Annotated in this window: 13 protein-coding genes; 9 read left to right on the top strand and 4 right to left on the bottom strand. The window is 64.0% G+C overall.

Annotated features, from left to right (window positions below; genetic code table 11):
• Positions 1-4: 4 nt before the first annotated feature.
• Positions 5-1402: a cysteine--tRNA ligase gene (gene cysS / locus CUJ90_RS06565; protein ID WP_114162235.1), complete on the bottom strand. Its 1398-nt coding sequence runs from the start codon at positions 1400-1402 to the stop codon at positions 5-7.
• 281 nt (positions 1403-1683) lie between these two features.
• Between cysS and CUJ90_RS06560 the strand changes: the two genes are divergently transcribed.
• The 4 genes from CUJ90_RS06560 to CUJ90_RS06545 all read left to right on the top strand — a co-directional run bounded on the left by CUJ90_RS06560 (position 1684) and on the right by CUJ90_RS06545 (position 4592).
• The gene (locus CUJ90_RS06560) at positions 1684-2415 is read left to right on the top strand and encodes a tetratricopeptide repeat protein (RefSeq protein WP_114162234.1); all 732 of its coding nucleotides are present in this window, start codon (positions 1684-1686) and stop codon (positions 2413-2415) included.
• A gap of 48 nt (positions 2416-2463) precedes the next feature.
• A complete protein-coding gene (locus CUJ90_RS06555) occupies positions 2464-3045 on the top strand; it encodes a peptidylprolyl isomerase (protein WP_073427613.1) in 582 nt (193 codons plus the stop codon).
• Positions 3046-3242: 197 nt separating this feature from the next.
• Entirely contained in the window at positions 3243-3737 is a 495-nt protein-coding gene (locus CUJ90_RS06550) for a peptidylprolyl isomerase (RefSeq protein ID WP_020065568.1), read from the top strand.
• 57 nt (positions 3738-3794) lie between these two features.
• The gene (locus CUJ90_RS06545) at positions 3795-4592 is read left to right on the top strand and encodes a UDP-2,3-diacylglucosamine diphosphatase (RefSeq protein ID WP_073427612.1); all 798 of its coding nucleotides are present in this window, start codon (positions 3795-3797) and stop codon (positions 4590-4592) included.
• A 109-nt stretch (positions 4593-4701) separates the two neighbouring features.
• On the opposite strand, the gene cysE is transcribed toward CUJ90_RS06545, so the two are convergent.
• Both cysE and CUJ90_RS06535 read right to left on the bottom strand, forming a co-directional pair.
• On the bottom strand, positions 4702-5547 hold the full coding sequence (cysE, locus tag CUJ90_RS06540) for a serine O-acetyltransferase (protein ID WP_114162233.1): 846 nt from the start codon (positions 5545-5547) through the stop codon (positions 4702-4704).
• A gap of 304 nt (positions 5548-5851) precedes the next feature.
• Positions 5852-6688: an RNA methyltransferase gene (locus CUJ90_RS06535; protein WP_114163467.1), complete on the bottom strand. Its 837-nt coding sequence runs from the start codon at positions 6686-6688 to the stop codon at positions 5852-5854.
• 398 nt (positions 6689-7086) lie between these two features.
• Between CUJ90_RS06535 and CUJ90_RS06530 the strand changes: the two genes are divergently transcribed.
• From CUJ90_RS06530 to CUJ90_RS06515, 4 genes are all read left to right on the top strand, one after another.
• The gene (locus CUJ90_RS06530) at positions 7087-7890 is read left to right on the top strand and encodes an inositol monophosphatase family protein (RefSeq protein ID WP_073427610.1); all 804 of its coding nucleotides are present in this window, start codon (positions 7087-7089) and stop codon (positions 7888-7890) included.
• 240 nt (positions 7891-8130) lie between these two features.
• Positions 8131-9429 carry a lysophospholipid transporter LplT gene (lplT, locus tag CUJ90_RS06525; protein ID WP_073427704.1) on the top strand — a complete coding sequence of 433 codons (1299 nt, stop codon included), beginning with the start codon at positions 8131-8133 and terminating at the stop codon, positions 9427-9429.
• Between the two features lie 165 nt (positions 9430-9594).
• Entirely contained in the window at positions 9595-12285 is a 2691-nt protein-coding gene (mutS, locus tag CUJ90_RS06520; RefSeq protein ID WP_114162232.1) for a DNA mismatch repair protein MutS, read from the top strand.
• Positions 12272-13648 (top strand): hypothetical protein, encoded by a 1377-nt coding sequence (locus tag CUJ90_RS06515; RefSeq protein ID WP_208645249.1) that lies wholly within the window; start codon positions 12272-12274, stop codon positions 13646-13648. The genes mutS and CUJ90_RS06515 overlap by 14 nt, the downstream gene beginning before the upstream one ends.
• Here CUJ90_RS06515 and CUJ90_RS06510 read toward each other — a convergent pair.
• On the bottom strand, positions 13628-14170 hold the full coding sequence (locus CUJ90_RS06510; protein ID WP_073427607.1) for an FKBP-type peptidyl-prolyl cis-trans isomerase: 543 nt from the start codon (positions 14168-14170) through the stop codon (positions 13628-13630). The genes CUJ90_RS06515 and CUJ90_RS06510 overlap by 21 nt on opposite strands.
• 32 nt (positions 14171-14202) lie before the next feature.
• Between CUJ90_RS06510 and CUJ90_RS06505 the strand changes: the two genes are divergently transcribed.
• Positions 14203-15453, top strand: a complete 1251-nt coding sequence (locus CUJ90_RS06505) for a cupin domain-containing protein (protein WP_114162230.1) — start codon at positions 14203-14205, stop codon at positions 15451-15453.
• Positions 15454-15565 lie beyond the last annotated feature (112 nt).

Genomic DNA, 15565 nt, shown 5'->3' with positions numbered 1-15565 from the left:
GCGCTCACACGCGCCGCCACTCGGTCAATCCGCCGGGTTTGTCTTCAAGTGCAACGCCGGCCTCGAGCAATTCCGCCCGGATCCGGTCTGCTGCCGCATAGTCCTTCGCCTGCTTGGCGGCCACGCGCGCGGCGATCTTCGCTTCGATCGCGGCGGCGTCGAGCGCGCCTTCGGCTGCTGCCCCCGCTGCCTGCTGCAGGTATGCACGCGGCTCGCGGCCGAGCAGTCCGATCACCCGCCCGAGCGAGCGCAACTGACGGGCCAGCGCGGGGTCGCGCGTGCGGTTTACTTCAGTTGCCAACTCAAACAGCACCGATACCGCAACCGGCGTGTTGAAGTCGTCGTTCATTGCTGCCTGGAAACGCTGCGCATGCGCTTCGTTCCAGTCGAGCGCGGCGCCGTCCGGCGTGACGTCCTTCAGTGCGGTGTACAAACGCGTGAGGGCGTTGCGGGCGTCGTCGATATGCACGTCGCTGTAATTTAACGGCGAACGGTAGTGCGCGCGTGCGATAAAAAACCGCACGACCTCGGCATCGTACTGCGCCAAAACTTCTCGAATCGTAAAGAAGTTATTCAACGACTTCGACATCTTCTCATTGTCGATCTGCACGTAGCCGTTGTGCATCCAGTAATTGACGAAGGTTTGGCCGGTAGCGGCTTCACTTTGCGCGATTTCGTTTTCATGGTGCGGAAACTGCAGGTCCTGTCCGCCGCCATGAATGTCGAAACGCTCGCCGAGCAACGTGCGGCCCATCGCCGAGCATTCGATATGCCAGCCGGGACGGCCGCGCCCGTACTTCGAATCCCAGCCGGTGTCGGCGGGCTCGTCGGGCTTCGCCTGCTTCCACAGCACGAAGTCGAGCGGGTCTTGTTTCGCGTCGTTGGCCGCGACGCGCTCGCCGGCGCGCAGGTCTTCGAGCGACTTGCCCGAGAGCTTGCCGTAGCCCGCGAACTTGCGCACCGCGTAGTTCACGTCGCCGTCGCTCGCCTGGTACGCGTAGCCGTTCGCCTCGAGCGTCTCGATCATGCCGAGCATCTGCGGAATGAAATCGGTGGCGCGCGGTTCGAGGTCCGGCCGCTCGATGCCGAGCGCGTCCGCGTCTTCATGCAGCGCGTTGATGAAGCGGTCGGTCAGTGATTTGATCGTCTCGCCGTTCTCGACCGCGCGCCGGATGATCTTGTCGTCGATATCCGTGATGTTGCGCACGTAGGTCACTTCGTAACCGAGTGTGCGCAACCACCGCTGCACGATATCGAACACGACCATCACCCGCGCATGACCGACGTGACAATAGTCGTACACGGTCATCCCGCAGACGTACATCCGCACGACGCCCTCTTGTAGCGGCACGAAAGTTTGCTTGTCACGCGCGAGCGTGTTGTAGATGCGCAGTGATTCCATAGAGAGCGGTGCGTGGGCCGAAAGAAATCCGCAATGTGTTTCGTGCCGCGGCTTGGTACATGACGTGCCCCGCGAAAAGACGACGGGTGCGCTCTGTACAGCAACACGCACAGCAGCAAACCGGTGCACCTGGTGCGGCGCTCGGGCTGCAAGTCAGGTTGCGCTCAGTCTACGATCAAGGCGGAGACGACCACGAGTGGCGAAAAGACAGCCGGCGGTTCGACGGAACGCGCAGACCTTTTGTTAGAATGGCTCGGAGTATAACATCCAGACCCGAGCCTATGAAACCTTCCAGCGGCCGCGCGCGCAGCGCTGCGACCCTCGCCGCGACGGCCTTTTGCGCCGTCGCTCTCACGGTTGCACCGGGCACCGCGGCATACGCGCAGCGAGCCGCGCCGATGCCGCAAGGCCCCGCCGTGCGCGACAACACGCCGGAGATCGACGCGTCGATTGCGCAGAAGAACTGGGAAGCTTCCCTCGCCCAGCTCGACGCGCGCATCGCGTCGCATCCGCAGGACGCGCAGGCAAAGTTCAAGCGCGGCACGGTGCTGGCCCACCTGAATCGCGACGACGAGGCGATCACCGCGTTCACCGAACTCACGCAAACCTACCCCGAGTTGCCCGAGCCGTATAACAACCTCGCCACGCTCTACGCGAAGCACGGCCGTTATACCGAGGCGCGCGCCGCGCTCGAAACGGCGACCAAGGTGAACCCCGGCTACGGTCTCGCGTACGAGAACCTCGGCGACCTGTACTTGCGCATGGCCAACGAAGCCTACCGTCGCGCGCAGAGTCTCGGCAAAGTAAGCGCCACGACCACGCAGCGCCTCACAGACATCCAGAATATCGTCTCGCCGCCCAAGACCGCAAAGCCGGCGAAGAAAGCCGCCGTTACGCCGCAAGACGACTACACCGCGCGCGCCACGTCGAACATCACGGAAACGCCGAGCTTCCAGTACGGCGGCGCGAACGGCTCGCTCGCCATACCGCCTTACATGGCGCCGTCGCGGTAAAGCCGTCCCTTATCCGGCACCACGTTTTTTCCAACCCCGAGGATTTTCATGAAATGGTTGATGTTGGCGCTCGGCAGCGCCGCCCTGATCGCAAACGCACCCGCATTTGCCCAGTCCGGTTCGCAAGCCGCGCATCCGTCCGTCCTCTTCAAGACATCGGAAGGCGACATCCGCGTCGAGTTGTATCCTGAGAAAGCGCCGAAGACGGTCGCCAATTTCCTCGACTACGTGAAGTCCGGCCAATACAGCGGCACGATTTTCCATCGCGTGATTCGCGGCTTCATGATTCAGGGCGGCGGTTACACGCAAAGCTTTGCCGAGAAGCCCACGCGCGCGCCGATTCCGCTCGAAAGCCGTAACGGTCTGAAGAACATGGCCGGCACGCTAGCCATGGCGCGCACCAGCGACCCGAATTCGGCCACCGCGCAGTTCTTCATCAACACGGTGGACAACGCCGGCCTCGACTATCCGAATCCCGACGGCAACGGCTACGCGGTGTTCGGCAAGGTCACGTCCGGCATGGAGGTCGTGAAGAAGATCGAAGGCACGCCCACCACCACGCGCGGCCCGATGAGCGACGTGCCGCAAAAGGCGGTCGTGATCGAGTCGGCCACGGTGGTCGGCAAGTAAGCGCACGAAAGTTCGCACAGGAGCTCGCACCAGGCTTTGCACTGAGGTTCGCACCGGAGTTGCCAGTCAGGCAGCCGCACGAAGCATCGCGTGCAAGCGCGTCAGCGCCGACCCTACGCCCCGGCGCGGCCCGTCGTCAACTTCCTATGACGACTCGCCGCGTCTTTTACCCACCCCGTTCATCAAAGGATTCCATCATGGTTGAACTGCATACGAACCACGGCGTCATCAAACTCGAACTGGACGCTGAAAAGGCGCCGAAGTCGGTTGAAAACTTCCTCAACTACGTGAAGGCCGGCCACTACGACAACACGGTGTTCCACCGCGTGATCGACGGCTTCATGATCCAGGGCGGCGGTTTCGAACCGGGCATGAAGCAGAAGCCGACGGCCGAGCCGATCAACAATGAAGCCAACAACGGTTTGAAGAACGTCAACGGCTCGGTCGCGATGGCCCGCACCAACGATCCGCACTCGGCAACCGCGCAATTCTTCATCAACGTGAACGACAACGACTTCCTGAACCACTCGTCGCCCACGCCGCAAGGCTGGGGCTATGCGGTGTTCGGCAAGGTGGTCGAAGGCATGGACATCGTCGAGAAGATCAAGAAGGTCAAGACAGGTTCGAAGGGCTTCCATCAGGACGTGCCGGTCGACGACGTCGTGATCGAAAAGGCCGTGATCGTCGACTAAGCGCCAACCCGGCACCTACTCGGCACCCACTCGTTGAACTGACATCAGGCACCTTCAATGCTGCAAGAAAAGCCGCTGCGAAGCGTCGCCGCGGGCGTGCCTGGCGAGGGCAAACGCCCGCACGCCGCACGCCCGTTTTTTTTCCTCTCCGACATTCATTTGAGCGAGGCGATTCCGCATACGGTTTCCGCCTTCGAACGCTTTATCCACGTCACCGCCGAACAGGCCGATTCGGTTTTCATTCTCGGCGACCTGTTCGAATACTGGATCGGCGACGACATGCTCGCGGAGCCATTCGCGGCGCGCATGGCGGCGCTGCTGCACACGTTGTCCGAGCGCGGCATCGGGCTCTACATCATGCACGGCAATCGCGACTTTCTGCTCGGCAAGCGCTTCATGAAAGCAGCCGGCGCGATCTGGCTGCCCGATCCGTTCGTGATCACCGCATTCGGCACGCGCATCGCGCTCGCCCACGGCGACCGCTTATGCACCGCGGACCGCGGCTATCAGATGTTCCGGCGCTTTGCGCGCAGCGGTTTCGCGCAGATGCTGTTTCTCGCATGGCCGTTTCGCTGGCGCCAGGCGCTCGCCGAAAACATGCGCCTGAAAAGCGAGCAAGGCCGCTCGCGGCCGGTCTCGCCGAAGTACGACGTGACGCCAAAGGGCGTCGCGGCGCTGTTCAAGTCGTCCAGGGCGGCGACGATCATCCACGGACACACGCACCGGCCGGCGCGGCATCGCGAGCCGGGCGGCATGCGCTGGGTGCTGCCGGATTGGGATCTCGACCACGGCGAGCGCCGTGGCGGGTATTTGCGCGTCGACGCCGAAGGGATTCGGGCGCTGCCGCTGGATTGAACGAGGCGCCCTCCTCGTCATCGAGCGCGCTCGCGTGCGCTCACCGGCGGCTACGGCAACGCTCCGTTGCGCACGTGCGGTTCGTTGATTCGCACCGCGGGGCCAAGCCTCAGCGCTCCGCTGCCACCCCTTCCTCCTTTCCTGCAATCGCGGCCGACAGGCGCCGCAGATCGAGCAGCGCCGCATCGGCGCCTTGCAGTCCTTCGAGACTCGTGCCCAGCCGCTCCAGCGCGTCGACGATTTCATCGATGCGCTTCGCCTGCGTCGCGGCGTGATCGATCAGGCCGTGGATCGCGAGCGACACCGGGTCGTCCGCATTCGGCGTGATGCCGTACGCGCAGAACGCGCTGCTTTGCGGCACGTGTTTTGCGTTGCGGGCCGCACCGTTGGATCCAGTATCGAACGCGGCGCAATCCGCCGCCGAAGCGACGGCTGCCGCCGCCGGAACAATGATCCGCGCGGGATTGCCCACCGCCGTGCCGCGCGCCGGCACGGGCTTCGTGACCACCGCGTTCGAACCGATCTTGGCCTCCTCACCGATCGTGAAGCCGCCCAGCACCTTCGCCCCCGCCCCGACGATCACGCCGCGCTCGAGCGTGGGATGCCGTTTCGCGCCGCGCGTGAGCGACGTGCCGCCGAGCGTGACGCCCTGGTAGATCGTGCAGTCGTCGCCGATCTGGGCGGTCTCGCCGATCACCACGCCCATGCCGTGATCGATGAACACGCGCCGGCCCACGGTGGCGCCCGGATGAATTTCGATGCCCGTCATGAAGCGCGCCATCTGCGAGACGAAGCGCGCGAGCCAGCGCCGCCGCGCCCGCCAGCATGCATGCGCGAGCCGGTGCAGTACGAGTGCGTGCAGGCCCGGATAACACGTCAGGACTTCCCAGGCGCTGCGGGCGGCGGGATCGCGCTCGCGGATCGTGGCGATGTCTTCGCGAAGTCTCTTGAACATGGCAGGGACGATGTTGGGAACCATAAACCTCCGGCGCGGCGAAGCCACGCGCGGCGGGGCGCTGCTGCATAGCAGATCCGCAGCTTTGCTTAGAACGTTTCGAGCGATTGTAGGGCGATTGCGCGAAACCTGCCGGAAGTCCACGCTGCCGGCAAGGTCGGCGTTTGGAGAACGGCCAAGGTGGCGGGACGAGTCGACGTCGAATTCGCGGCACGCGATTCGCGCTTCACGTTGCGTTATCGGGAAGCCGTCCGCGCCTCGCGCTTATGCGTCCTTATGCGTCCTTATGCGTCCTTACGCGTCCTCACGCGCCGTCGCCGCCGGGACGTTTGGTCTTCAACAGAATGTGCTTGGCGATGCCGCGCACGATATTGACTTCCTCACGCTCCAACCCGGAACGCGCGAAGAGGCGACGCAAGCGCGACATCAGTTTCTTCGGATTGGCGGGATCGAGAAAGTCGAGCGCAACCAGCGCGCTTTCCAGATGCGTGAACATGCTTTCGATTTCGTCGCTCGCCGCCCGCGGGCCGGCCGGCTCGCCCTGCCCCGCAGCCGTTAGTGCCACTGCGGACGCCGCGCTCGATGCTTCATCCGCGGATAGATAGGCCGTGCGCAATTCATACGCCAGCACCTGCACGGCTTGCGCGAGATTGAGCGAACTGTAGGCCGGATTGGCCGGGATATGCGCGAGCGCGCTGCAACGCTCCACGTCCTCGTTCGACAGACCCGTGCGCTCGTTGCCGAACACCAGCGCGATCTCGCCATGCCCCGCCTGTTCGCGCGCGACACCGGCCGCGGCGCGCGGCGTCCATTGGGGCGGTCCGTATTCGCGCAGCCGCGCGGTCAGCGCGACCGACCAATGCACGCCGCTCAAGGCTTCGGCGAGCGTCGGCACGACATGCGCGGACGCCAGCACGTCGTCGGCGCCGCTCGCCATCGCGATGGCTTCCGGATCGCTTTGCACGTGCGCAACGCGCGGCGACACCAGCACGAGACGCGAGAACCCCATGGTTTTCAGCGCGCGCGCCGCCGCGCCGACATTGCCCGGATGGCTCGGCTCGACGAGCACGAAGCGCGTCGAGGTGAAGCCGCCGCGCAACTCGGCCACGGCGGGATCGGAAGAATAGTGGGTGTGGTCCACGGTGGCGTTCTGCAAGCTAAAGAACGCGTATGGTAGCGCCAACCCCGCTGCGGCTCCGAATTGCGCGTGGATGCGGATGAATCGAAGGCGCGGCTTGCGCAAGGACGCCGCGAGAATTTGCGCGTTCCGGGCCGCGCGGCGCATTCCCGACGACACCCCATGCAAAGCGCACCGCCTCGACGCCCGGACTCAGGTAAAATAGCGCGATTCGCGTCCGGCCATGCACGGGCGCCTCGTTCTTATTCAATTCGTCTCCGTCGGCGGAATGCGCACCGGGTCCTGTATCGGGCGGGCGTTCCGTGTTGTTTCAGCGCCTCTCGGTGGCGCCCAATCAGCGCACGCTTAGCGCTCAATTACCGGCAAGCAGCCGCGCTGCCCCGGCACAAGGATCCAGTCTCATGCATCCCATGCTCAATATCGCTGTGAAGGCCGCGCGCCGCGCAGCCCAGATCATCAACCGCGCATCGCTCGATCTCGATCTCATCCAGGTCAGCAAGAAACAGCACAACGATTTCGTCACGGAGATCGACAAAGCGTCCGAAGCGGCGATCATCGACACGCTCAAGACCGCCTACCCCGAGCACGCGATCCTCGCGGAAGAATCCGGCAAGTCGGACAACGAATCCGAATTTCAGTGGATCATCGATCCGCTCGACGGCACCACCAATTTCATCCACGGTTTTCCGTATTACTGCGTGTCGATCGCGCTCGCCCACAAGGGCATCGTGACCCAGGCGGTAATCTACGATCCGACCCGCAACGATCTGTTCACCGCCTCGCGCGGCCGTGGTGCATTCCTGAACGACCGCCGCATCCGCGTGGGCAAGCGCGACCGTCTGGCCGACGGCCTGATCGGCACGGGCTTCCCGTTCCGCGAAACGGACGGCCTTGAAGCGTATGGCCGCCAGTTCGCCGAAATGACCACGGCTTGCGCCGGCCTGCGCCGTCCGGGCGCCGCCGCGCTCGATCTCGCCAATGTCGCGGCCGGTCGCATGGACGGCTTCTTCGAGCAAGGCCTGAATGCGTGGGACGTCGCCGCGGGCAGCCTGCTGATCACGGAAGCCGGCGGTCTGGTCGGCAACTACACGGGCGATTCGAACTTCCTGCACGTCGGCGAAATCGTCGCGGGCAACCCGAAGATCTATGCGCAGATGGTCCCGATCCTGTCGCGCTACAGCCGCACGCGCCAGCAACCGGCTTAAGGCGTCTTGCCGAGCCGGCTGTCAAGGCCGGCTCGTGCCGTTCAGTCAAGGTTTCTGGAACGCGACGCACCTGAACACACAAGCGGCTTCGGCCGCTTTTGTGTTTGCGAGCCTGCATGCCGCACGCGTTCATGCTACAAAGCGGGAAGCCGCGCCGGCCGTCCGCTTGCCGGCTGCGTTTCGCGCATCCTCACCGACCCCGCTTTGCGCCAGATTTGCGCGCAGCTTCCCATCCGCTTCATGAAAAAAGGCTTCTACACGATCATCGCGGCGCAGTTCATTTCGTCGCTCGCGGACAATGCCCTGTTGATCGCCGCCATCGCGTTGCTATCGGTGATTCGTTCGGCCGCCTGGGTCACGCCGCTGCTGCAGATTTTCTTCACCGTCTCCTACGTGTTGCTCGCACCGTTCGTGGGCGCATTCGCCGACGCATTGCAAAAGCGGCACGTGATGTTCATCTCCAATGCGTTGAAAGCGAGCGGCTGCCTGATGATGATCGCGGGCGTCCACCCGATGATCGCGTACGGCGTGGTCGGCTTCGGCGCGGCCGCGTATTCGCCGGCCAAGTACGGCATTCTCACCGAACTGCTGCCCGCGGAAAAACTCGTCAAGGCGAACGCGTGGCTCGAATCGGCCACCGTGCTGTCGACCATCGTCGGCACGATGGTGGGCGGCGCACTGATCAGCAGCTTCGCCGATAAATTCGTCGCGCACGCGCATCTGCCGCTGATCCGCTCCTCCGCCGATCTGGCGATGTTCGCGGTGATGATCACCTATGCGATCGCGGCGGCCATCAACGTCTTCATTCCCGACACCGGCGCGCGCTATCCAAACCGCCTCGCCGAGCCGGGCAAGCTGGTCAGCGACTTCCATCACTGCTTTCACGTGCTGTGGGCCGACAAGCTCGCGCAGATCGCGCTGTGGGTCACGACGCTGATGTGGGGCGGCGCGGTGACGCTGCAGTTGCTGGTGCTCAAATGGGCCAACGTGAACCTCGGGCTGTCGCTGTCGAAGGCCGCGGTGATGCAGGGCGTCACGGGGCTCGGCATCGCGCTCGGCGCGGCCGCCGCGGCCGCCTTCATTCCGTTGCGCGGCTCGTTGCGCGTGCTGCCGGTCGGCATTCTGACCGGCGCGGTGGCGATCGCGATGGCGTTCTACAACAAGGACCTGTTTCCCGCCGGCGCGGGCATTCACATCGGCTCGTACGTCGCACCGGTCTATATCCTGCTTGCCTATCCGTTGATGATCCTGCTCGGCGCGCTATCCGGTTTTTTCATCGTGCCGATGAACGCGATTCTTCAGCATCGCGGCGCGACGTTGCTTTCCGCCGGACATTCGATCGCCGTGCAGAATTTCAACCAGAACCTGGCCGTGCTGCTGATGCTCGGCGTGTACGCATTGCTGCTCACCGCGAAAATGCCGGCGCAATGGATCATTGTCGTGTTCGGCTGCTTCATCACGCTGATGATGTGGCTGGCCAAACGGCGCAGCGCGACGAACGAACGCACGGTGGATATGCGCGCGCTGGTGGAAGAGTGACAGAGTGACGGCGTCGCGGCGAGCGGCGACCACGGCCCGGTGCACGCGGCGATTGTCGCGTCGGCCTGCGGTCTGCCCAGCCGATCGGCCGTTCGGCCAGGGTCCGCTCGCGGCGTCGGCAGGTTAAACTCACGCCCTGAACAGCTAACGCAAAAGACACTTGGGATGGGTATTCAAACCGCAGCAGCCAACGACGTCGCCCAGCACACGCCGATGATGCAGCAGTACCTGCGCATCAAGGCGGAACATCCGGGCACGCTGGTGTTCTACCGGATGGGCGACTTCTACGAACTCTTTTTCGAAGACGCGGAAAAAGCCGCGCGCCTGCTCGATCTCACCCTCACGCAACGCGGCGCGTCGGCGGGCAATCCGATCAAGATGGCGGGCGTGCCGCATCACGCGGTCGAACAGTATCTGGCCAAGCTCGTGAAGCTCGGCGAATCCGTCGCCATTTGCGAACAGATCGGCGACCCGGCTACGTCGAAAGGTCCGGTCGAGCGCAAAGTGGTGCGCGTGGTCACGCCCGGCACGCTGACAGACGCCGCGCTGCTCTCCGATAAGAGCGATGTGTACCTGATGGCGCTGTGCGTCGCGCACAATCGCCGCGGCGTCGCCACGAGCGTCGGACTCGCGTGGCTGAATCTGGCGAGCGGCGCGTTGCGCCTCGCGGAAGTCGCGCCCGACCAGGTCGCGGCCGCGCTCGAGCGGATTCGTCCGGCGGAAATCCTGGTGGCCGACACGCCCTCCGATTCGGTTAGCTGGGCGCCGCCCGTCAATGCGGGCGCCCTCACCCGCGTACCGGCCTGGCACTTCGACATCGCGTCCGGCACGCAGCGTCTGTGCGACCAGTTGGAAGTGGCGGGCCTCGACGGTTTCGGCGCTCATTCGCTGACCTGCGCATGCGGCGCGGCGGGCGCGCTGCTGTTGTACGCGGCGGCCACCCAAGGCCAGCAATTGCGCCACGTGCGCAGCCTCAAGGTCGAATACGAATCCGAGTACATCGGCCTCGATCCCGCCACGCGCCGCAACCTGGAACTCACCGAAACACTGCGCGGCACGGAATCGCCCACGCTGTGTTCGCTTCTCGATACGTGCTGCACGACCATGGGCAGTCGCCTGCTGCGTCACTGGCTGCATCATCCGCCGCGCGAATCCGCCGTGGCGCAGGCGCGTCAGCAGGCAATCGGCGCATTGCTCGACGCGCCGCCGGGTACGGACGTCGATTCGCTGCGCGGCGCGTTGCGGCAGATTTCCGACATCGAGCGGATTACCGGGCGTCTCGCGCTGCTGTCGGCGCGGCCGCGCGATCTGTCGAGTCTGCGCGACACGTTCATCGCGTTGCCCGAGTTGCGCACGCAACTCTCGGCCGTTTCGTCCAATGCGGATTCGCTCGCGCGCATCGACGCGTCGCTCGTGCCGCCACAAGCGTGCGTCGAACTGCTTCAGCGCGCGGTAGCGCAGGAGCCGTCCGCGATGGTGCGCGACGGCGGCGTGATCGCGCGCGGGTACGACGCGGAACTGGATGAACTGAGGGATATTTCAGAGAACTGCGGCCAATTCCTGATCGACCTGGAAACGCGCGAGCGGGCGCGCACCGGTATCGGCAATTTGCGCGTCGAGTACAACAAGGTGCACGGCTTCTATATCGAAGTCACGCGCGGCCAGACCGACAAGGTGCCCGACGATTATCGCCGCCGTCAGACGCTGAAGAACGCCGAGCGCTACATCACGCCGGAGCTGAAAACCTTCGAGGACAAAGCGCTGTCCGCGCAGGAACGGGCGCTGGCCCGCGAGCGTTCGCTTTACGACGCGTTGCTGCAAGCGCTGCTGCCCTTCATCCCCGACTGTCAGCGCGTCGCCGCGGCGCTCGCCGAACTCGATCTGCTGGCGGCGTTCGCCGAACGCGCTCGCGCGCTCGACTGGGTCGCGCCGTCGTTCTCGCGGGACGCCGGCATCGACATCGAACAGGGCCGCCATCCGGTGGTCGAGGCGCAGGTCGAGCAGTTCATCGCCAACGACTGCACCCTCACGCCCGAACGCAAATTACTGCTGATCACCGGCCCGAACATGGGCGGTAAATCGACCTTCATGCGGCAGACCGCGCTGATCGCCCTGCTCGCGTATGTCGGCAGCTACGTGCCGGCGCGGCGCGCGGCATTCGGACCGATCGACCGCATCTTCACGCGAATCGGCGCGGCCGACGATCTGGCCGGCGGCCGCTCGACCTTCATGGTCGAGATGACGGAAGCCGCCGCGATCCTGAACGACGCGACACCGCAAAGCCTCGTGCTGATGGACGAAATCGGCCGCGGCACGTCGACGTTCGACGGCCTTGCGCTCGCCTGGGCCATCGCCCGGCATCTGCTCGCGCACAACAATTGCCATACGCTGTTCGCCACGCATTACTTCGAATTGACCCAGTTGCCCGCCGAGTTTCCGAGCGCGGCCAACGTCCACTTGTCGGCGGTCGAGCATGGCGCGCACGGCATCGTGTTCCTGCATGCGGTCAACGAAGGCCCGGCGAATCAGAGCTACGGTTTGCAGGTCGCGCAACTCGCCGGTGTGCCGAACGCGGTGATTCGCGCGGCGCGCAAGCACCTCGCGCATCTCGAACAGCAATCAGCGGCGCAACCCGCGCCGCAACTCGACCTGTTCGCCGCGCCCATGCCGATGCTGCTCGAAGACGCCGACGACGAACGCGATGCCAGGCCCGACGCGGCGAGCGCATCGCCTGCCGTACAAGCGCTTGTCGAGCGTTTGCGCGCAATCGATCCGAACGACCTGCGCCCGCGCGAAGCGCTCGATCTGCTATACGAACTGCATGAACTGGCCGCCGCGCCGGATGCGGATCATTGACGCACACAGCCACCGGCCGCGCCCGCGCGAATCCCGCGCGGCGCTGAGTCTCGTCCTCTCGCTCATGGGCGGCCTCGTAGCGCCGGCCGCGCTGCGCGCACTTTTGGTGCTCTGCGCGCCGTTCGCGTTCGCCGCGCCCGCGCATGCCGAAGCGCCACGCTATTCGTTCGCGGTCATCGCGGGCACGATGCAAAGCGCGGCCGACGAAGCGCCCACGCAACGCCTGATCGATGCAATCGGTCGCGAGCGCGACGTGTCGTTTATCGTCTACGACGGCAATCTGAAGGGCGCGAAGGAAGCCTGTCGCGATGCGTTGTATGAGCGTCGCCACGCGCTGCTCGAAACGTCACGGCCCGCCCTCTTCTTCATTCCGGGTCAACATGACTGGGCCGACTGCGGGACCGCCGAAGCCGGTGGCTTCGATCCGGTGGAACGGCTCGACCAGTTGCGTCAAACGCTCTTCTCCGACGCCACCTCGATGGGCCAGAATCCGATTGCGCTGACGCGCGAAAGTGAAGTGTCACGCTTTCGTCCGTATCGCGAGAACGTGCGCTGGCAAGTGGGCGGTACGGTGTTCGTCGGCCTGAATGTGCCGAGTCCAAACAATCATTATCTGACCGCGGGCGGGCGCAACGGCGAATTCGAAGATCGCGTGATCGCCAATGCGTTCTGGCTCGAGCACGCCGGGGAATTCGCAAAGCGCCGCGACGCACGCGCGATCGTCGTGTTCATCCAAGGCGACCCGGACCCGGAACGTTACGAACGGCCCGATCGTTTCGCGTGGCTGCGTTTTACGCGCAACGTGCGCCGCGACGGTTTTCTGGAAATCAAACGCAGTCTCGTCAAACTCGCGCAGATTTTCCGCGGACCAGTGCTCGTGATTCATTGCGACGACGAGCGCGCGGGCGCCGGCTTCGTGATCGATCAGCCGCTACGCAACGACAAGGGGATGCTGGTGACGAACCTCACGCGTGTGGCGCTCGCGCCGCATGATCGTCAAAACCAGTGGATTCAGATTGAAGCGGATCTCGGCAGGAAACCGCCGTTCCGCGTGAGCGTTCGCGACGTGCCGAGGCAAATGCCGATGCCCGCTGCGCAGCCGGTCATGCCGCGCGACGAGCCGGCGGCCTCGATGCCGGCTGTGCCCGCGCTCGGTCCAGCCTCGGAATTGCCGCCGCTCTTTCAGACGCCGGGGCAGCCTCAACCGGACCCGCAGCCACGCATGCCGGACAACGAGGGAATCGGCGAATACGGGCCTGCCATGTCGGCACCGCCCGCCTCCGCCGTCTTGCCGCACGCGCCGGGCGCCACCTCTTCAGGCATGCCCGGCATGCCGGCGAGTTCAGTGCAGCGTGGGCCCTGACTTGCCTTCGTCGGCTTCGTCGTCGTCTTCATCGAGGACTTCGAGGCCGTCGGCGCCATGCGCATGCTCGTGCTGGATTTCGTCTTCGGTAGCCGGACGCACGTCCTTCACCGTGAGTGCGAAACGCAGCGCCATACCCGCGAGCGGATGATTGCCATCGAGCACGACCTTGTCTTCCGCGACGTCGGTCACGACATAGACCAGCGAATCGAGATCCTCGTCGCCCTCTTCCGGCGTGCCCTCGAATTGCATGCCGACTTCGAGCGGTTCCGGGAAGCGATTGCGCGGCTCGATCTTCACGAGATCCGGATCGTACTCACCGAATGCATCTTGCGGCTCGAGCTGGATCTGGGTCTCGAAGCCGGCCTCGTGGCCGTCGAGCTCTTCCTCGATCTTGGGGAACGTGCCATCATAGCCGCCGTGCAGATAGACCATCGGCTCGTCGCTTTCTTCGATCAGGTTGCCCTGCGCATCCGACAGCTTGTAAGCGACCGACACGACGGTGTTCTTTGCGATTTTCATTCGACTCTCCAGAATACAACTCACATTATACGATGCCCAAGCGGCCCACTGACCACCCTGCCGAAGCTGCTGCGGCACGCAATTCGTCATCGACTTCAAAGCCCGCGCTTCCTGTTCTTCCACCCTCGCCCGACACACCCACGCCGCTACTCGGCAACCTGACTCCGTCGCAATTCATGCGCCGGTACTGGCAAAAAAAGCCTTTCCTGATCCGCCAGGCGATTCCGAACGTCGAGGCGCCGCTCTCGCGCGAGGAGTTTTTCGAACTGGCGGATCGCGACGAAGCCGAAGCGCGGCTAATCACCCACTTTCGCAATAAATGGCAGTTGGAACACGGACCGTTCGCGGCCGACGAACTGCCGTCGGTGAAGCAGCGTGCATGGACGCTCCTCGTGCAAGGCGTCAATCTTTACGACGACCGCGCACGCGCGTTGCTCGATCGCTTTCGCTTCGTGCCGGACGCGCGTCTCGACGACCTGATGATTTCGTACGCGACCGACGGCGGCGGCGTGGGCCCGCACTTCGATTCCTACGATGTGTTTCTTTTGCAAGTAAAAGGCAAGCGTCGCTGGCGTATCGGAGCGCAGAAAGATCTGACACTGCAGCCCGGTTTGCCCTTGAAGGTTTTACAGAACTTCCAACCGGAAGAGGAGTGGCTGCTCGAGCCAGGCGACATGTTGTATTTGCCGCCGCACATCGCTCATGACGGCGTTGCCGAAGGCGAATGCATGACGTGTTCGATCGGTTTTCGCTCGCCTTCGGCGAGCGAGTTGACCGCGCAGTTCCTCTATCATCTCGCCGAGCGTGGCGAATCAACGGGCTACGCGGGAGCGCTATATCGCGATCCGGGCCAGCCCGCTGTCAAGCGTCCCGCGGCGTTGCCCCAAGCGCTGATCGAAAGGGTTGGCGCGATCCTTGCGCGCATCAAGTGGAATGAGCAGGACATCGCGTCGTTCCTGGGTACATATCTCAGTGAACCGAAGCCGAGTGTGGTCTTTGATCCCCCGCAAAGACCGCTCAATGAAGCACGTTTCGTCGCTCAGGCATCGAAGTTAGGTGTCAGGCTGGACCGCAAGACTAATTTGTTGTACAACCGCCGTTTTTTCTTCGTAAATGGAGAGGAAACGGCATTCGATGGCGCAAAAAAATGGCTGTTTGACCTCGCCGACCACCGGTGTCTGAGTGCGAAACGCTTTGTAACACTCTCGCACGATTCGTCGGTGACAGCACTGCTACACGAGTGGTATTGTGCGGGCTGGATACAAGTGGGCGAGTTTGCGTAACTCCGCCGGCCTGCTATACCGTACAGTTGAAATTTTGTATGAGAAAGACAACGTATTGACCCCGGATTTATGGATTGTCAGTACGAAAGTGCATATAATTTCCGCCCAAGCC

Origin of the sequence: Paraburkholderia terricola, from assembly GCF_003330825.1 — a bacterium.
GTDB lineage: Bacteria > Pseudomonadota > Gammaproteobacteria > Burkholderiales > Burkholderiaceae > Paraburkholderia > Paraburkholderia terricola.
The sequence above is the reverse complement of the archived record's forward strand: the minus strand, read 5'-3'. Positions and strand labels throughout refer to the sequence as shown.